At 34.7% G+C, this 18,154-nt stretch carries 17 protein-coding genes; 13 read left to right on the forward strand and 4 right to left on the reverse strand.

Translation table 11 applies throughout. From position 1 onward, the window contains the following. Window positions 1-223 precede the first annotated feature (223 nt). From DYE31_RS00430 to DYE31_RS00460, 7 genes are all read left to right on the forward strand, one after another. Window positions 224-1,105 carry an N-acetylneuraminate lyase gene (locus DYE31_RS00430; protein ID WP_015901627.1) on the forward strand — a complete coding sequence of 294 codons (882 nt, stop codon included), beginning with the start codon at window positions 224-226 and terminating at the stop codon, window positions 1,103-1,105. Window positions 1,106-1,134: 29 nt separating this feature from the next. Then, window positions 1,135-2,670 carry a sodium:solute symporter family protein gene (locus tag DYE31_RS00435; protein WP_015901626.1) on the forward strand — a complete coding sequence of 512 codons (1,536 nt, stop codon included), beginning with the start codon at window positions 1,135-1,137 and terminating at the stop codon, window positions 2,668-2,670. 146 nt (window positions 2,671-2,816) lie between these two features. Continuing rightward, window positions 2,817-4,196: an APC family permease gene (locus tag DYE31_RS00440; RefSeq protein WP_065865955.1), complete on the forward strand. Its 1,380-nt coding sequence runs from the start codon at window positions 2,817-2,819 to the stop codon at window positions 4,194-4,196. A gap of 128 nt (window positions 4,197-4,324) precedes the next feature. Beyond that, window positions 4,325-5,050 carry a gamma-glutamyl-gamma-aminobutyrate hydrolase family protein gene (locus DYE31_RS00445; RefSeq protein WP_015901623.1) on the forward strand — a complete coding sequence of 242 codons (726 nt, stop codon included), beginning with the start codon at window positions 4,325-4,327 and terminating at the stop codon, window positions 5,048-5,050. Between the two features lie 4 nt (window positions 5,051-5,054). Continuing rightward, entirely contained in the window at window positions 5,055-6,419 is a 1,365-nt protein-coding gene (locus DYE31_RS00450; RefSeq protein WP_015901622.1) for an APC family permease, read from the forward strand. Between the two features lie 70 nt (window positions 6,420-6,489). Next, entirely contained in the window at window positions 6,490-7,227 is a 738-nt protein-coding gene (locus DYE31_RS00455; RefSeq protein ID WP_015901621.1) for a class I SAM-dependent methyltransferase, read from the forward strand. A 257-nt stretch (window positions 7,228-7,484) separates the two neighbouring features. Next, on the forward strand, window positions 7,485-8,345 hold the full coding sequence (locus DYE31_RS00460) for a helix-turn-helix transcriptional regulator (protein ID WP_015901620.1): 861 nt from the start codon (window positions 7,485-7,487) through the stop codon (window positions 8,343-8,345). Window positions 8,346-8,505: 160 nt separating this feature from the next. On the opposite strand, the gene DYE31_RS00465 is transcribed toward DYE31_RS00460, so the two are convergent. Then, window positions 8,506-8,856, reverse strand: a complete 351-nt coding sequence (locus tag DYE31_RS00465) for a MerR family transcriptional regulator (RefSeq protein WP_015901619.1) — start codon at window positions 8,854-8,856, stop codon at window positions 8,506-8,508. A gap of 71 nt (window positions 8,857-8,927) precedes the next feature. Between DYE31_RS00465 and DYE31_RS00470 the strand changes: the two genes are divergently transcribed. Continuing rightward, window positions 8,928-9,548: a nitroreductase family protein gene (locus tag DYE31_RS00470; RefSeq protein ID WP_015901618.1), complete on the forward strand. Its 621-nt coding sequence runs from the start codon at window positions 8,928-8,930 to the stop codon at window positions 9,546-9,548. A gap of 119 nt (window positions 9,549-9,667) precedes the next feature. Here the strand turns inward: DYE31_RS00470 and DYE31_RS12810 are convergent, their stop codons facing one another. Continuing rightward, on the reverse strand, window positions 9,668-10,087 hold the full coding sequence (locus tag DYE31_RS12810; RefSeq protein ID WP_231635404.1) for a hypothetical protein: 420 nt from the start codon (window positions 10,085-10,087) through the stop codon (window positions 9,668-9,670). Window positions 10,088-10,219: 132 nt separating this feature from the next. Here DYE31_RS12810 and DYE31_RS00480 point away from each other — a divergent pair, with 132 nt between their 5' ends. From DYE31_RS00480 to DYE31_RS00490, 3 genes are all read left to right on the forward strand, one after another. Next, complete coding sequence (locus DYE31_RS00480) at window positions 10,220-11,029, forward strand: metallophosphoesterase (RefSeq protein WP_015901616.1); 810 nt, start codon at window positions 10,220-10,222, stop codon at window positions 11,027-11,029. A gap of 286 nt (window positions 11,030-11,315) precedes the next feature. Next, complete coding sequence (locus DYE31_RS00485; RefSeq protein ID WP_041613055.1) at window positions 11,316-12,527, forward strand: peptidoglycan DD-metalloendopeptidase family protein; 1,212 nt, start codon at window positions 11,316-11,318, stop codon at window positions 12,525-12,527. Between the two features lie 427 nt (window positions 12,528-12,954). Further along, window positions 12,955-13,497, forward strand: coding sequence for a hypothetical protein (locus tag DYE31_RS00490; RefSeq protein ID WP_015901614.1), 543 nt, complete (start codon window positions 12,955-12,957; stop codon window positions 13,495-13,497). Window positions 13,498-13,809: 312 nt separating this feature from the next. On the opposite strand, the gene DYE31_RS00500 is transcribed toward DYE31_RS00490, so the two are convergent. Both DYE31_RS00500 and DYE31_RS00505 read right to left on the reverse strand, forming a co-directional pair. Then, entirely contained in the window at window positions 13,810-14,424 is a 615-nt protein-coding gene (locus DYE31_RS00500; RefSeq protein ID WP_015901613.1) for a class I SAM-dependent methyltransferase, read from the reverse strand. 146 nt (window positions 14,425-14,570) lie between these two features. Then, window positions 14,571-15,953: an NAD-dependent succinate-semialdehyde dehydrogenase gene (locus tag DYE31_RS00505; protein WP_015901612.1), complete on the reverse strand. Its 1,383-nt coding sequence runs from the start codon at window positions 15,951-15,953 to the stop codon at window positions 14,571-14,573. A 210-nt stretch (window positions 15,954-16,163) separates the two neighbouring features. Between DYE31_RS00505 and ahlS the strand changes: the two genes are divergently transcribed. Together ahlS and DYE31_RS00515 are read left to right on the forward strand one after the other, a co-directional pair. Then, window positions 16,164-17,012, forward strand: a complete 849-nt coding sequence (ahlS, locus tag DYE31_RS00510; RefSeq protein ID WP_015901611.1) for an AhlS family quorum-quenching N-acyl homoserine lactonase — start codon at window positions 16,164-16,166, stop codon at window positions 17,010-17,012. A 13-nt stretch (window positions 17,013-17,025) separates the two neighbouring features. Further along, complete coding sequence (locus DYE31_RS00515) at window positions 17,026-18,153, forward strand: zinc-dependent alcohol dehydrogenase family protein (protein WP_015901610.1); 1,128 nt, start codon at window positions 17,026-17,028, stop codon at window positions 18,151-18,153. Window position 18,154 lies beyond the last annotated feature (1 nt).

Raw genomic sequence — 18,154 nt, forward strand, 5'->3', positions numbered from 1 at the left:
AACCATTATATTCATAACGATAGATTTCAGAAAGGTTATAACTCTTTTTGAAAATTATTTTCATTAAATTCGAACAATTGTGTTAAAAGTTTTCAATTTCAGTTGTTCAGCAAAATGATAGCGTTTACAATTAAGTTTGTAAATACGAAATAAAAGTAGAACAAGTGAAATTTATCTTTTAGGACAGACAATCATAGATAACTTATTTTTGGAGGAATGCAAAATGGAAGAAAATTTGAAAGGATTATATGCTGCGTTACTTGTACCATTTGATGAAAACGGACAGGTGAAAGAAGAGGGGTTAAAAGCAATTGCTAAAAATGCCATCGAAAATGAAGAATTAGATGGTTTATATGTTAACGGTAGTTCTGGAGAGAACTTTTTAATTAATACAGAACAGAAAAAACAAATTTTTAAAATTGCTAAAGAAGCAGTCGGAGACGATGTGAAAATGATTGCTCAAATCGGTTCGCTCGATTTAAATGAGGCGATTGAGTTAGGCAAATATGCAACTGAATTAGGCTATGATGCACTTTCAGCTGTGACACCATTTTATTATCCATTGTCATTCGAAGAAATTAAACAATATTATTTCGATTTGATTGAAGCAACACAAAACAAAATGATTATTTATTCAATTCCTGATTTGACAGGTGTAAATATCGATGTTGATCAATTCGGAGAACTCTTCAATCATGAAAAGATTATCGGTGTGAAATATACTGCACCTAATTTCTTCTTATTAGAACGTCTGCGCAAAGCGTATCCAGATAAGCTGATTTTCTCAGGTTTTGATGAAATGTTAATTCAAGCAGTGATTTCAGGTGTAGACGGAGCTATTGGTTCTACTTATAACGTCAATGGTAAACGTTCACGCCAAATTTTTGAACTCGCACAACAAGGCAAAGTAGATGAAGCCTACCAAGTTCAACATGAAACAAATGATATTATCGCTAAAATTTTAGAATTAGGACTTTATCCGACATTAAAAGAAATCTTGAAATATCGTGGCATCGATAGTGGATTACCGAAACGTCCATTCGCGCCATTCAACGAAGAGAACAGAGCAGCTTTAGATGAGTTAGTAAATAAATACAATTTGTAAAATAGAATATTGTTTAAGGGGTGTTGTTTATGCAACAGGTTGGTTTTGGCGCATGGAACTGGGTAGCGGTTATTTTGTATCTTGTAGTGATGCTGATAGTCGGTGCTTATTTTACCAAACGTGCGAGTCAAAGCACAGATAGTTTCTTCACAGCAAGCGGACGCCTTCCTTCATGGGCAATTGGTTTCTCAATTTATGCTACGACATTAAGTGCGATTACATTTATGTCGACGCCAGAGAAAGCATTTTTGACAGATTGGTCTTATATTGCCGGAAACATCGCAATTGTGGCGATTATTCCATTACTTATCGCATTTTACGTGCCATTCTTTAAAAAATTAAAGGTGACATCAGCATATGAATACTTAGAAGCACGTTTTGGACCAAGTGTACGTGTAATCGGATCATTATTATTTGTTATTTTCCACTTAGGTCGTATTGCCATTGTTATCTATTTGCCGACATTAGCGATTACAGCGGTGTCTGATATCAATCCATATTTAGTAGCGAGTTTAGTGGGTATCTTATGTATCCTTTATACTTTCTTAGGTGGATTTGAAGGCGTAGTATGGAGTGACTTTATACAGGGTGTTATTTTATTAGGAGGCGCTTTGATGATTATTATCATCGGTGCTATGGAAATCAAAGGTGGTTTTGGGACAATCACTCATGATGCAATTGCGAATAAAAAATTATTAAGTGCAGATAACTGGAAGTTGAATTCTGCAGCAGCGGCACTTCCAATTATTTTCCTGGGAAATATTTTTAATAACTTACATCAATATACAGCCAGTCAAGATGTAGTTCAACGTTACCAAGCTTCAGATTCTATTGATGAAACAAAGAAATCACTATGGATTAATGGTTTGTTAGCTTTAATCTCAGCACCAATTTTCTATGGTATGGGTACAATGATGTATTCATTCTACAAACATTCAGAATCACTTCCTGAAGGATTTAACACATCTTCAGTTGTACCTTATTTCATTTTGACAGAAATGCCTCCTTTTGTAGGCGGTTTGTTAATCGCAGCAATCTTTGCGGCGGCACAATCTACAATTTCTTCAAGTCTGAACTCGATTTCAGCTTGTATATCTGAAGATATTAAAGATCGTTTCTTCGGAAAAGGAAAAGATGCGAAGAGCGAAGTGCGCTTTGCGAGAATCACGATTGTTATTGCAGGTTTATTAAGTTATTGTATCGCAATTTACTTAATTGCTGCTGATTCTAACAACTTATGGGATTTATTCTTACTTGTAACTGGATTATTCGGTGTACCTTTAGCAGGTATCTTTGCAGTTGGTATCTTTACGAAACGCGCTAACACATTCGGTGTTATCGTCGGTTTACTTACTGGTGTAGTTGTTGCATATCTAATGAAAGGTGTAGGCGGCGCAAACTCACCATTCTATGTATCAATTATTTCATTCTTTATTGCCTTTATCTTCGGTTATATTGTCAGCTTATTTGTACCTTCAAAAAATGCCAAAGATATTACAGGTCTTACAATTTATGATAAAGATAAACCGTCATCGTATGTTTCTAAAGTAGCAACAAGAAAATAATTAATTTGAAAACCCGCATTTATGTTAATGATGCATAAATGCGGGTCTTTTTGTATATGAATAAGCCTTACATTTACAATTTTAGGGTAATTAACACACAATGGAATATCTTTTTTGTTAAATTGGGGGAAAAAGGCGGTGATAAGGTGAACAAACTTGGATTTTGGTCAATCGTATTATTGACGATTAACTTGATTGTAGGGTCTGGTATTTTCTTATCGCCTGGTACGGTTGTAGGCATGGCAGGTAAATATACGCCGCTTGTTTATTTAATTGCTGCTTCATTTGCAGGCGTACTTGCAATCTCTTTTGCAGCTGCAGCTAAATATGTGAATAAAGGTGGCGCAGCATATGCATATTCTACTGCTGCTTTCGGAGAAAACATTGGTTTTTATGTGGGTATTGCTCAATTTATTGCAGGCAGTATTGCTTGGGGCGTTATGGCGACTGCAGTCGTGAAAACCATTCTAGTGATTTCTGGTGGACCTAGTAATAATCCTGTATGGGTTACTGCCGGCATTTTGATTTTAATGATAATTGTATTTTGTATTAACATCTTCGGTACAAAATTATTTGAAATCGTGAATAACCTTTCAACAGCAGGGAAGTTGATTTCATTAGGAACAGTGATTATAGCTGGTTTAATTACGATTATCTCAACAGGAAAATCACATTATTATGAAATAGATCATCTTGTTAATACATCACATTTAGATTCTTCAGGTTTTGTGATGGCGATTATTGCAGCGTTTTATGCCTTTACTGGTTTTGAGAACGTGGCGAATGGTTCACAAGATATGCAATCACCTGAAAAGAATTTGCCTAAAGCAATTCCGTTAGCAATTTTAATCATCGGTACTGCGTTCATAGGTTTGATTACGATTATTATGATGATCAACCCTGAAGCGTTATTAAGAACGAAGCAAGTGGTTTCGCTTGTTGCGATATTTAAATCACCGATTCTCTATAACATCATTTTATATGGTGCATTAATTTCAATGTTCGGTATCAATATTGCGACATCATTCTCGATTCCGCGTATGTTGGAATCTGTAGCTGAAAAAGGGCAGCTGCCGGTATGGTTTAAATATCGTAATAAGTATGGCTTTCCATTGAATGCATTTTTAGCTACTGCGGTGGTTGCAGTGCTATTACCTATGTCATTTCGTTTTGATATGGATAGCATCATTGTACTCAGTGCGATTTCTAGATTTGTTCAGTTTCTTGTAGTCCCTGCAGCATTAATTACGTTTTATATGGGCAGAGCGCATGATGATGTATTGGATTCAGCGAAAAAGAATATCTTTACAGACATGTTTATGCCAAGCTTCGCATTATTCTTAACAGTCTTTATGCTTTTCAGATTTGATTGGAAAAGTGAGTTTTCCGTGAAACATCATGGAGATCTGGTCTTGAATTATTCAGCAATCATTGCGATGGTGATTGGTTATATCGTACTGCCTGCAGTGTTGTTTTGGATAAATCATCGTAGGAATGAAAAAAGAAAAATGGTCAATGAGGAATAGATTCAACGATTAATTAAAAAGAAAGGGTGATACCTAGATTTAATTATCTAAAAATTTAGAAAATTATGTTGACTTCCTTTTGAAGAAGATTATAATGGATTTTATTCTAAAACACAGGAGGATATATCATGTCAGCCATCATTGGAATATCAACAAGTATCTTAAAAGATCAAGACGGCATGTTTCCTGGATATCAACGTTGTTATGTCAATAAGGATTATATTAATGCAGTTATTAAACAAGGGGACACCCCCTTGGTCATTCCAATGAATAACGATAAGTCTATCATCAAACAGCAAGTTAAGAAATTAGATGGATTAATATTGAGCGGAGGACATGATGTAAGTCCGGCACTTTACCACGAAGATCCATTAGAAAAATTGAGTGAGACATTAATTGAAAGAGACAAATTTGATTTTGCGCTCATCGAAGAAGCAACTAAGAAAAACATACCTATTTTAGGCATTTGCAGAGGGGCTCAAATTCTAAATGTTTATTTTGGGGGAACCTTATATCAAGATACATCATATAGAGAAAGAAGTACGATTAGACATTGGCAATCTTTTAACCCAACTGAAAAAACACACCAAATAACAATAAAGCCTAAAACACGTATGGCTCAAATTTTTAAAACATCTTCATTTTATGTGAATTCTTTTCACCATCAGTTGATTCATGAACTCGCAAGTAATTTCATTGCGGCGGCACATTCTAATGATCAATCTATTGAAGCCTTTGAATCAAAAGATGACAGTTTTATTTTAGGTATTCAATGGCATCCTGAAATGTTATGGAAAGAGTCGAGTATGGATGAGTTGTTTTTAGATTTTATAAAACAAGCTGAAAGAATGTGATGTTATGAAAAAGTTAGGGTTTTGGTCCATAGTATTATTTGCGATTAATTCAATCATTGGTTCTGGGATATTTTTATCTCCTGCTGCAGTAATTAAAATAGCGGGGAAGTATACACCGATTGTCTATGTATCAGCAGCGTTATTAGCGGCAGTGTTAGCGATAACTTTTGCAGCGGCTGCTAAATATGTAAGTAAAAGTGGTGCAGCATATGCATACGCTACAGCAGCCTTTGGAAAAAATATCGGTTTTTATGTGGGTATTACGAGATTTGTAGCGGCAAGTATTGCTTGGGGCGTTATGGCTACAGCAGTCGTGAAAACAGTGATTACTATTTTTGGTGGAGATAACACAGAATTCTGGATGATTACATTAGGTTTACTGTTGCTAATGGCTGTATTACTTATCATTAATATGGCTGGTAACAAGATTTTTACGATTATCAATAACCTTTCTACAATCGGGAAGTTGTTGGCATTAGTGACTACGATTGTAGCTGGTGCTGTTATCGTGATAATGACAGGAAAAAACCATTTTAATGAAATTAATAGTATTGTAGATACTTCAAAGATTAATGGTTCTACTCTAGTCATGGCAGTAATTGCTGCTTTCTATGCTTTTACTGGTTTTGAAAGTGTTGCGAATGCTTCAGAAGATATGAAAAAACCTGAGAGAAACTTACCAAGAGCAATTCCATTAGCTATTTTAGTCATCGGTATTGTGTATATAGGGATTATAATAGTAACGATGATGGTGAATCCAGGAGCGCTTATTAAAACAAAAGAAGTCGTGTCTTTAGTAGCGGTGTTTGATTCACCGGTTATTTATAACATCATTTTATATGGTGCTTTGGTTTCAATGTTCGGTATAAATGTGGCGGCTTCATTCGGTACGCCAAGGATTTTAGAGGCAATCGCGAATGAAAATCAGGTGCCCCATTGGTTTAAACAGCGTACGAAACAAGGATTCCCGTTTATTGCCTTTTTGACTACTTGTATTGTAGCTGCAGTGTTACCGATGGCATTCCAATATGATATGACAAGTATCATTATTTTAAGTTCAATTTCTAGATTTATTCAATTTTTAGTTGTACCGGTTGGTGTATTGATGTTTTATTTCGGAAAAGAAAGAGGCCATGTATTAGACAATGTGCATAAAAACATTGTAACGGACGTTATTTTGCCAGCAGTATCATTACTATTAACGATATTATTATTGGTGATGTTCGATTGGAAAGGCCAGTTCTCCATTAAAACAGATCATGGCACTATGTTGAATTATTATGCGATTACGGCTATGGTAATTGGGTACGCTATATTACCGGCTGTGTTATTCTGGGTAAATAAGAAGAGAAAGACAGAAATAAAATAAATCCTATGACTTGATATACAGGGATAAAATGTTATTTTATGAAAAAGTCGCAATGTAAAGGGAGTTTATTATGACGAATAACCGTAATGATTTCACACTAAGATTATTAGAGGATGCGAATATTCATCCAGGCATGCGAGTACTAGATGTAGGTTGCGGTCCAGGCGAAGTTACTGGATTACTAGCCGCACTTGTTGGTGATTCTGGGAAAGTTATCGGTATTGATACAAATACGCAATTGTTGAATCTCGCAAAACAAAATCATAGTGGAGAGAATATTGAATATAGAGAAGCGGATATTTATGACTTACCTCAAGATTTAGGAACATTTGATGCTATAGTAGGACGTCGAGTACTTATGTATTTGCCAGAACCAATGCAAGCTTTGGAGAATCTGAAGCCGTTTCTTAAGACGGACGGTATGCTTATTTTTCAAGAAAGTGATGCAATCAATGGCGGTACTGGCGGAGATAACTTGCCTAGACATCAACAAGCAATCCAATGGGTATGGCAGACAGTTGGATTAGAAGGCGGAGACATTCATATTGGTGAAAAACTCTATGATATGTATGTGCAGCTCGGTATTGAAAATCCTAATATTATGGCTGAAGTAGTAATGCAGACGTCTAAAGACAATGATCTCGCTTGGCTTATAGAAATGATGCTGCCGAGAATGCAATCGCATCAAGTATTAAGCGAAGACTTCTCGATAGACACATTTAAAAAAGAATTAAAAGCAGAAGCAGATGCTACAAATACAGCATTTATTCGTGATACTGCTTTTGGTGTTTGGGGAAAATTTAATTAACAAGGAACGCTATGAGAGTGATGATGACTTTCATAGCGTTTTTTTGACTTTGAATGCTGTATTAATCGTTTTCCAATCTTTGGATTATATTTTGAGAGAAAAATACAGGTTGGCTCATTTTTTGTTTACTTACAGGAAAATATAGGCAAACATTCATAATAATCAACTAGGTTATTTGATAGATATAATAAAATATTAAGTAATGGACATTAATTGTCCACTTTTACCTGTATATTTAACTGTAGGAGATGGTGAACATGGATAAATCAACAAGAGTTTTGAATATCTTCACACGTTTGCTGAATGGGGAAACTGTTAGAAAATCAGATCTTTCTGAGTTTGGAAATGTGAGTACGAAGTCTATTCAAAGAGATGTTAGAACGATAAATGATTTTTTTTATGAAAGTGAATATTGGAATAATAGAAATACTGAAATCGTGTATAAAAAGAATGGCTATGAATTAATCACAAACTTTAATAGTTTAAATGGGTTAGCTTTGCTAGGGCTTATGGTTAAAATTAAAAGTTTAACGCCTATTTTGCATGTAGATGTATATAACTTATTCAGAAGAGAAATACAGAATTTGCGTATTGAAGATAGAAAAATTTTAAGTGAGATGTTAAAACACTTTAAAAAGCGTGATGAAACGTTTCCGGGTGAAATATTAATGTTAATAGAACAAGCAATTAGTCAAAAAAGCTTGGTTTGGATGAAATTCAAAGGACGTAATATTGAAGTAAAGCCGTTATCGACGATGTATATGCATTACGATTATTGGTTTACATATGAATATGAAAAAACGGTTTATACGGAGCGAGTAAGACATATTGAAAATTTTAAAGTTTCAAACCATACCTTTGACGAAGTTAAAAGTAAAGAACTTGTTACAGTTGAAATTGATAAGTCGAAATGGGAATTATTTCGCCAGCAATATGCAATAGTAGAAATATTAGAAAATACAAATGATGGAAAAATCATAGTCAAAGTTGCTTGTACGGAATTAGATGCTTACTACATCGCATATCAGATGGCGCCATTAGCTCGTATCTTAGAACCTCAAAAGTATATAGATAGTTTTATTGAACGTATTAATCAAATCAAAAGTTGCTATGAGTAAATTAAAAAATAGATGAGTAAACTGTAAGCAAGAATAATCATTATAAATACAATAAAAAACATGAGTTGTAGGCCAATATCAAGTCCCCTTACTAATGATGTAATGAGGGGACTTGTGTTTTATGTGGGTAAATTTAGAAGATGTTTTCAATCTCAAAAAATTAAGATGTTTTACTAGTTTGAGATAGTTTTTCTTCAATTGCAGATATACGTAAATCAACAATCTCTCTTTCAGCTTTCAAGACTTTAAGATGGGCTTCTAATATGTCTGAAATCTGCGTTTCATCTTCAGAAAGCTTATCGACATTTTGTTTGATTTGTTTCAAAGGCATATTCAATAAACTAAAACATTGAATCAAGCTGATCATTTCTATATCTTTATGAGAATAGACACGTTGGTTATGTGTATTGCGTTCAATATTCATAAGTAAGCCGTGTTTTTCATAATAACGCAGTTTACTCTTTGAAATGTCTTTCATATCAGACACTTCTTGAATTGTATATTTTTCCAAACAAATCACTTCCCTTAAACCATGGTTTAACCTATATTCTATTATATAGAAAATGCTTATGAGGTGAAAGAATGGAAAACTTTACTGATATTTTGAACAGTAGAAAATCTGTAAAAGGGTTTGATCCTGATTACAAAATTCCAAAAGAAGAAATGGATGAAATCTTAGCAAAAGCTGCTCAAGCACCTTCTTCAGTGAATATGCAGCCGTGGAGAATTGCGGTAGTTGAAAGTGATGAAGCTAAAGATACGTTAAGACCATTAATCCAATTTAATACAAACCAAAATGATACATCTTCAGCGATGCTTGTTATTTTCGGTGATTTACAATGTTATGAAAATGCAGACTTCATTTATGAAAGTGCTGTAGAACAAGGTATGATGCCTGAAGAAGTTAAAAATCAAATCTTACCATTAGCAAAAGATGGATATAAAAGTTTGTCACGTGAGCAAATGAGTGACATTGTGAAAATTGACAGCAGTTTGATGGCAATGCAGTTGATGTTAGTAGCAAAACAATATGGTTATGATACGAATCCGATTGGTGGATTTGAAGCAGATAAAATTGGTGAAGCATTAGGTTATCCATTAGACCGTTATGTTCCTGTTATGATTGTGGCTATCGGTAAAAAAGCGAAAGAACCACGTGAATCATTCAGAATGCCAACTGAAAAATTTGTAGAGTATCAATAATGTGAAATACTCATTTAAATAGAAAAGAAGTTGTCAGTATAGATACTGGCAGCTTTTTTTATAGGTGCCTATAAAAAGAAGCGGATCAACCTTTGGTCGATCCTTTGCTTCTTATCATGCTATGTTTGTAAGACATGATGAACAGTTGCAACGAAGACGTCTTTTGAATAAAAATGACGTTTATTGCCTCTGGGAGAGAAGGGTTGGATAACGCCATCCTTTATCCACTTTTCAAGTAGATCTTGAGGATAGCCAGCCTCCACCAATTCGTCTTCGTCAGTAATAAGTTGATCCCAAGCAAAATCAATATCCTTAAGATCTACTGCACTATCAGAAGTTTCAAATTGTTCCACTATATCACCCTTTCTTTGCAGCTGTAAGTATAGGTAATAGGGCTTAGCGGAAGAGGCCTGTTTGCACAATCTCTCCAATTTATCGATACCCGTTTTTATTATATTTAATTTAGGAATTACTTTTTGTTTAAAATTTCTTAAATGATTTAAGTTGTGGCAGTGGATTGTAATTGTATTATAAGCCATAAAGCTATTGGGTTCATAAAATGATTTTGAAAGATAATATTAATTCACATCAATGAGCAGTTTGTGCTTGTTCTCCTTTTCCATTAAGCTAAAATATGACTTAAAGAAGAAATAGCTGAGGAGGGACAAGGTGTGAGAATAGGAACAATTTCAGACTTGCATATTGATCGACCATCTGATTATACAGAAACTGAATATGCTGAAACATTAGCATCATTAGCTGAAGACCAACATCTCGATGTCCTTTTGATAGCTGGAGATATTTCAAATGATTACCGTAAATCCTATCAGTTTGTACAAGAAATGAAGAGAAGGATAAATAAAGAAGTGCTTTTTATACCTGGTAACCACGATTATTGGAATGTAGATGAAAAGACAACACATGAAATTCATGAATTTTTCATGCAACAACCAGAGTGCTTAATGGGACATCCTTATATTATTAATGATGAGTGGGCAATCGTTGGGAATAGTGGCTGGTATGATTATACATTCGCAAGTTCAGAGTATACAACTGAACGTTTAGAACGAAGACGTTTCAAAGGGGCAACTTGGCAAGATAAAGTCCATGTTGACTGGGGAATGAGTGATATTGAGGTCTCCCATAAAGCAGCTTTGATGGCAGAAAATGATCTTCAAAAAGTAGAAGATAAAAAAATTATTCTCGTCACACATGTTGTGACGGACCCTAGTTTCAGAGTGCCAATGCCACATCGCATCTTTAACTATTTTAATGCTTTTATTGGCACATCAGACTTTCAACCATTATTCCAAAAATATAATATTCGTTATAGTTTAATGGGGCATGTACATTTCAGAGGTGAAACTGAGAAAGATGGTATAGAATTTGCATGTGTATCTTTAGGTTATTTCAGAGAATGGCGTACTAAAAATATATATCGCGAAATGTCGCATGCGTTAAATGTGATTGAAATCAGTTAACTCTAAAATGTTTTTATAATTCAACATGGAGTGGTAGTCATTTTATAAACAAACTAAATTGTTTGTAATATAACTTGAAATAATCCGTCTTTTGTTTACACATATTTTATATTCTACACGTTGCGTACACAGGCTTTTAGTTGTTTTCAAAGGCGCGTAATTATATTACATGCAAAATACATTTTCTTACAAAACGATTGTGCATCTTTCTTTTAATATCTGTTCGTGATAGTTTGTATCTTGTAAATAAAATTTGGTTATACGAAAGGGACGGTATTTAAATTATATGAATAAGTTATTGACAGCGACAATCGTAGGTTTGGGAGTATCATCAGTCGGGTTTATCAGTCACAGTGCAGATGCAGCGGAAAATACACAAGGCACACCACAGGTTGAACAGCAACAACAGCAAACACAAGAAGCGAAAGGTTATTCTTACGGTTCTTATTTCACAAAGGATGCACAAGGTAATTACCACCACACTTTAGATGGTAATTGGAATCAATCAATGTTTGATAATCACGAATATCAATTTACATTAACTGATTCAGAAGGTGCGACACATTATTTCTACTTCCCACAAAGTGCATTAATCCAAAACTACCAACAAGATGACAATAACTACTCTCCAAGTGCTTCTAGTGAAGAAGTACAAAAAGAAGGTTATGACGTAAATGCTACACCTTCAGCAGAAGATAAAGCAAAAAATCCTAATGCTGCAAAAGCAGAAGATAATAACAATACTCAAAACGCTCAAAATAACAACCAAAATACACAAGCACAAGATACAACTTCAGCAGATGAAGTATCAAGTGCACAAGGAAATGAAACAAGTAATACTGTAGCTTCTGAAGACAACACAACAAACAATACATCAGCAAGCCTGCAAAATAATCAAAATACACAATCAGCTTCAACATATAATCAGTCAAGTGGTGAAGAATCAAATGTTCAATCACAAAATGCTACTTCAAACACACAACAACCACAAACTGCACAAGCTCCAGAAGTAAATAACACACAAGATAATGCAGGCGGTTCAAGTGAAGGTAATACAACAGAAGCACCTGATACGAGTGATAATGGTGACGGTGCCCATGCACAAGACGCAAGATGGTTAACTAAACACCCTAAATTACAAGAGTATGGACAATATCATGGCGGGGGCGCACATTATGGCGTTGACTATGGTATGCCAGAAAATACACCTGTTTATTCATTAACAGACGGTACAGTGACACAAGCAGGTTGGAGTAACTATGGCGGTGGTAACCAAGTTACAATCCAAGAGAAAAATAGTGATAATTACCAATGGTATATGCATATGAATAAATTGAACGTGCAACAAGGACAAAGTGTTAATGCAGGTGACCAAATCGGTCAATCAGGAAGCACTGGTAATTCAACTGCACCGCACTTGCACTTCCAACGCATGCAAGGTGGCGTAGGTAATGAATATAGTGTGAATCCAGACAGTTACATTAACAGCAAACAATAATATAGAGAATCAAAATAAAAGGATATTATTCAACACTCTTTGTACTGCACCCCTAAAGTTGAACTCGAAAAATTCAAGTTTAGGGGTGTTTATTTATGCGTAAAAAAACATAATTTAGAATTCAAGCTTCAATTGATAAAAGAGTATAAAGCAGATCCTCTAGGCTATAAAGCATTATCAAAAAAATATAATATTCATAATTCTTATATCACATAAAGAGACTGCTAAAAAATTTGATACCGTTATTTGTAGACGAATGTCGGTATAGCGTGAGCTATTAAGCCGACCATTCGACAAGTTTTGGGATTGTTAAGGGTTCCGAGGCTCAACGTCAATAAAGGAATTGGAATAAAGAAAAAACATGTTATATTATATATCGGGATTTTTATTAAGTAATTGTTTAAATTCTGCATAAGGAGTTTTTACAATGTATAAAAACATAAGAAAAATTGCTACTGCTACTATTGTGACTTCTCTTCTAATGGGACCAGTATATTTTACGATAGAATCAGGTAAAGCTAATGCTGAAACTGTTAAAGCAGTTGATGAAGAAATGAAACAAAGAAAAGAAATCGGAAATGTTTTGATTGAAAGTATTGAAGAGAATAAAAGTTCTTTTAAAGACCCTAAAGAAGCTGAGATTTTAAAAACTAAGGCTGAGCAATATAGAGATGGAGTTGCAGAAAGAGGGAGAGCAACGATAGCTGCTAAAGCTGGGGCTAAATCTATTAAAGCTGTAGTTAATAAAGTCGGACAAAAAGCTTGGGATAACATAATTAAGCAAGTAGAAAAGAGAACAGGTACTCAATTAGTTGTCCTTCATTATCAATCTATAAATAAATTATGTGATTATTTGACTGGATTTGAAGGGGAATTATCCAATGATATAACTAAATACTTAGTACAAAATGGATTTAATCGTCAAATAGCAGGTGTTATAGCAAGAGTATTTATTGGTGTGGTTCTGTAATTATGAATAAGAAAAGAAAGATATATTTATTTTTACTTATAGTTACAGCTCTTGCCTTTTTTATTTTGCCTCAAATAACAGGTAACTATGATATCAGAACTAGATCATTTGGTATTATTCCTTTTGTTTTCTTTGTTTTATTTATATTTAGTTCTGATAAGAAATCTGATAGAAGAAAGCATTAAGGATTTAATGAGGAAAGGGGCTAGGACATAATTCCAGTCTCAAATAAAAGCCGTTGAAAACTTTGTACTGCACCCCAAAAGTTCAACTTTTGGGGTGCAGTACATTTAATGTTGAAACAATGTCCTTTTAATTTTCTGTTTTTTCTATATGACCTTGAATGACACTACCTAATCCATTGTGTTTATTACCTTCATGTCGTTCGATTTCAATTTTTTCTAAACGATGAATCTTTACTGGCAAGTGAGATAAATATGTTTTGATTTCATCTACATCATATAGCATGTTTACATCTTTAGGACCGCCTGTACCAAAATCGACTTGATCTTTAGAGTAGAATTCAAAATAGCTGTGACCATGATTAACTAAAGGCTGAATTAGATTATTAAACATGCCGGGTTTATCTTCAGTGAGGACATGGCCAAATACGTTTATAGTATAATCAAACTGATTATCAGGCACTAAACCTTGCTTTGTGACATCACCATATCGTGCATCAATTGTTACACCCATTTCGTTTGCGAGTTTTAATTGTTTTTCGATACCTACTTTTGATAAATCATAAGTCATAACATCGTAACCAAGATTGGCTAAATATGATGCATTACGTCCTTCGCCTTCCGCTAAAATCAGAACTTTTTCGTTGTCGTTTGCCTCTTGATTAAATACTTCTTTGATATAGGCATTTGGTGCTTTGCCATAAAGATAATCAGTTGAATCAAATTTTTTATCCCAAATATACATATCATTCACTCCTTAAAAACACTGGAGTAGAGTACACCAGTACGATTACTCTGCTCAATACTATATTAAGCATAGCAATCATAGTTTATAAAACAAATCAAAAAAGCACAAAACCTGAAGTCTAGGTTTTGTGCGTAATATGTGAATTACATATTTCCGATAGATAAATATTTTGTTTCTAAATAAGGTTGAATACCTTCAATGCCGCCTTCTCGACCATAACCGCTTTCTTTCATACCGCCGAATGGAGCATGTGCAGCAGATGGTCCGCCGTCATTCCAACCAATAACACCATAATCTAAGTTATCATACAGATAGAATCCAGTTGCATAATCTTTAGTAAAGAAGTAAGCAGCTAAACCGAATTCAGTATCATTAGCATATTGAATTGCATCATCTAATTTTGAATAACTCATAACTGGCGCAACAGGACCGAATGTTTCTTCATGCATAATAATCATATCTTGATTTACATTTGAAATAACGACGGGTTTTAAGAAGTTGCCACCTAGTGATTCAATATCTTCTAGTGAGCGAGAAAGTTTACCGCCTTTAGAGACCGCATCTTTAATTTGATCAATAACTTTATCTACGCCTTTTTGATTGATTAAAGGTCCGATATCAACACCTTTATCTAAACCATTTCCAACCTTCAATGCATTTACTTTTTGACTCAATTTTTCGACGTAAGTTGAAGCAATAGCTTCATGTACATAAATACGGTTGGCACAAATACAAGTTTGTCCTGCATTTCTGAATTTTGTAGCGATTGTTTGATCTACAGCAAAATCAATATCTGCATCTTTGTGTACAATTAACGGAGCAAGACCGCCAAGTTCCATTGTGACATTTTTAACTGAACTTGAAGCGCCTTCGATTAATTTTTTACCGACTGGTGTAGATCCTGTAAATGTGATTTTTTGAATGATGGAACTTTCAGTGAAAATACGTCCTGCATCTTTACCGGAAGCAATCACATATTGAATTGCATCTTCAGGAATACCTGCTTCATGTGCTAACTCAACTAAACGTATTGTTGTTAAAGGTGTTTGTACTGCAGGTTTGCAAACAATCGTGCAACCTGCAGCTAAGGCAGGAGCCATTTTACGTGTAATCATTGCAGCTGGGAAGTTCCAAGGTGTAATTGCTCCTACAACTCCTACTGGGAATGATTGAACGATAATTTTTTTAGAAGTTGTATTAGCTGGAATCGTGCGTCCGTAAATCCGTTTTGCTTCTTCTGCATACCAATCAACATAAGAACGCGCATAATCCACTTCGCCTAATGCTTCTTTTAGAGGTTTGCCGCCTTCTTTGGTAATCAATTCTGCTAATTCTTCTTTATGTTCATCAATTAATTTAGACCAAGCCCATAATTTTTGCGAACGTGTATGTGCATCTACTTCTCGCCAAGATTCGAATGCTTTTTGTGCGTTTTCGATTTGCTTATTGATTGTAGCTTCATCTGTGTATTCTAAAGTTTCAATGACATCATTCGTTGCCGGGTTCAAAACTTCTAATTTTGCCATTCTTTACCACCTCATTTAATGTTATGAATAAAATTATTGTTTTATCTACATATCGTTATTTTCATTATACCCTCAGTTGTAATAAGCCAATACCTGTTAATAAAAATAAGAAGTACAAAGTAATTTAAATTAATTGTTAAAACTAATAATTTGTAAGCGTTTACATTTATAGAGTAAAATGAAATTATAATCATTAAGGGAGTGGTTGAGATGTCAAATGTAAAGAAAGACAGAATGAAAATTTATGTTTTGGACAATGGCACGATGAAGATGGACAAGAATTTAATGATTGCAAATTCAAATCAAGCCACTAGTGATAACCCTAACCAACCGAATGAAATGCATGAGTTCCCGATTTATACTGTTTTTATTGATCATCCTGATGCAAAGATATTATTTGATACTGCTTGTAATCCTAATTCTATGGGAGAAGAGGGACGATGGATTACAGCAACACAAAAAGCATTTCCATATTTTGCAGATGAATCATGTCATTTGCCGAACCGTTTAGAGCAGCTTGGGATAGACCCGAAAGATGTAGATATAGTAGTTGCTTCACATCTACATTTAGATCATGCAGGATGTTTAGAATATTTTACAAATGCGACAATTATTGTACATGATGATGAATTAAGCGGAGCTATGAAAGGTTATGCATGTAATCAACAAGCAGGTGCATATATATGGAGCGATATCGATGCTTGGATTAAAAATGATTTAAGCTGGAAAACGATTAAACGTGATCAAGATCACTTGAATTTAGTAGATGGAGTTAAAGTTTTGAATTTCGGAAGCGGCCATGCTTGGGGGATGATAGGGCTGGAAATCGAAACGGAAGAATTAGGAACTGTAATTTTAGCTTCAGATGCTATTTATACTAAAGAAAGTATGGAGCCTACTTTAAAGCCACCAGGAATTATTTATGATTCTATTGGATGGTCTGATTCAGTAGAAAAAATTAAACAGCTTGCAGATGAAAAGGATGCACAAATTTGGTTTGGTCATGATGGTGACCAATTTGCTACATTCAGAAAATCAACAGATGGTTATTATGAATAAGGAGGAATGTGATATGGAAACTAAAGCCGCTGTATTATATGAAATGGGATTAGAAGTACCTTATAAAGATTCAAAACCGCTTAAAGTTGAAACATTGCAATTAGAGTCTCCAAAAAATCATGAAGTCCTTATTAAAGTTCATGCAGCAGGATTATGTCATTCTGACTTATCTGTGATTAACGGAAGCAGACCAAGACCTATGCCTATGGCGTTAGGGCATGAAGCCGCTGGAGAAATTATTGAAGTAGGAAAAGAGGTCACACAATTTGAAGTGGGTGACCATGTTGTATGCACATTCATCCCGAGTTGTGGTCATTGCATACCATGTAGAGAAGGAAGGCCGGCTTTGTGTGAAAATGGCGCAGAATCCAATGAAAAAGGAGAAATGCTCGAAGGAGGACGTCGTTTATCTAAAGACGGTAAACCTATTAACCACCACTTAGGCGTTTCAGGTTTTTCTGATTATGCTGTCGTATCGGAGAATTCAATTGTGAAGATAGATTCATCTATTCCTTTCGAACGAGCAGCTGTTTTCGGATGCGCGGTCATTACTGGTATAGGAGCTGTAATAAATACGGCTCAAATCAGACCTGGAAGTAACGTAGCTATTGTTGGTCTAGGAGGAATTGGTTTAAACGCAATCTTAGGTGCGAAGCTAGCAGGTGCAAATGAAATTATTGCCTTAGATATTAATGAAAATAAATTCAATCTAGCTAAAACATTAGGGGCAACTGTTGTTTTTAATTCAGGAGATGAAGATATAGTTGAAAAGATTAAAGATTATGTATCTGGTGGTGTTGAATATGCATTTGAAACAGCAGGAGTAGTGCCGGCAATGCAAACTGCATATGCTATTACTAAGCGAGGCGGTACTACTGTAACAACTGGACTACCCGATCCTAAAGCACAATTTTCTTTCCCACAAGTAACTTTAGCGGCAGAAGAGCGTACAATAAAAGGATCTTATGTTGGAAGTTGTGTTCCTGATAGAGATATACCAAGATTTGTAAGCTTATATCAGCAAGAAAGACTTAATATCGATCCGCTTATCAGTAAAACGATATCGCTAGATGAAATAAATGAAGGTTTTGATCAATTAGCAAGCGGAGACGTAGGGCGTTTAATTATAAAAATGCAATAAT

This window comes from Staphylococcus carnosus (assembly GCF_900458435.1).
In the GTDB taxonomy this organism is placed as follows: Bacteria; Bacillota; Bacilli; order Staphylococcales; family Staphylococcaceae; genus Staphylococcus; species Staphylococcus carnosus.

Coding starts and splice junctions, on each gene's coding strand:
- DYE31_RS00430 (WP_015901627.1), top strand. CDS start 224: ATGGAAGAAAATTTGAAAGGATTATATGCTGCGTTACTTGTACCATTT.
- DYE31_RS00435 (WP_015901626.1), top strand. CDS start 1,135: ATGCAACAGGTTGGTTTTGGCGCATGGAACTGGGTAGCGGTTATTTTG.
- DYE31_RS00445 (WP_015901623.1), top strand. CDS start 4,325: ATGTCAGCCATCATTGGAATATCAACAAGTATCTTAAAAGATCAAGAC.
- DYE31_RS00450 (WP_015901622.1), top strand. CDS start 5,055: ATGAAAAAGTTAGGGTTTTGGTCCATAGTATTATTTGCGATTAATTCA.
- DYE31_RS00455 (WP_015901621.1), top strand. CDS start 6,490: ATGACGAATAACCGTAATGATTTCACACTAAGATTATTAGAGGATGCG.
- DYE31_RS00460 (WP_015901620.1), top strand. CDS start 7,485: ATGGATAAATCAACAAGAGTTTTGAATATCTTCACACGTTTGCTGAAT.
- DYE31_RS00470 (WP_015901618.1), top strand. CDS start 8,928: ATGGAAAACTTTACTGATATTTTGAACAGTAGAAAATCTGTAAAAGGG.
- DYE31_RS12810 (WP_231635404.1), bottom strand. CDS start 10,087: ATGGCTTATAATACAATTACAATCCACTGCCACAACTTAAATCATTTA.
- DYE31_RS00485 (WP_041613055.1), top strand. CDS start 11,316: ATGAATAAGTTATTGACAGCGACAATCGTAGGTTTGGGAGTATCATCA.
- DYE31_RS00490 (WP_015901614.1), top strand. CDS start 12,955: ATGTATAAAAACATAAGAAAAATTGCTACTGCTACTATTGTGACTTCT.
- DYE31_RS00500 (WP_015901613.1), bottom strand. CDS start 14,424: ATGTATATTTGGGATAAAAAATTTGATTCAACTGATTATCTTTATGGC.
- DYE31_RS00505 (WP_015901612.1), bottom strand. CDS start 15,953: ATGGCAAAATTAGAAGTTTTGAACCCGGCAACGAATGATGTCATTGAA.
- ahlS (WP_015901611.1), top strand. CDS start 16,164: ATGTCAAATGTAAAGAAAGACAGAATGAAAATTTATGTTTTGGACAAT.
- DYE31_RS00515 (WP_015901610.1), top strand. CDS start 17,026: ATGGAAACTAAAGCCGCTGTATTATATGAAATGGGATTAGAAGTACCT.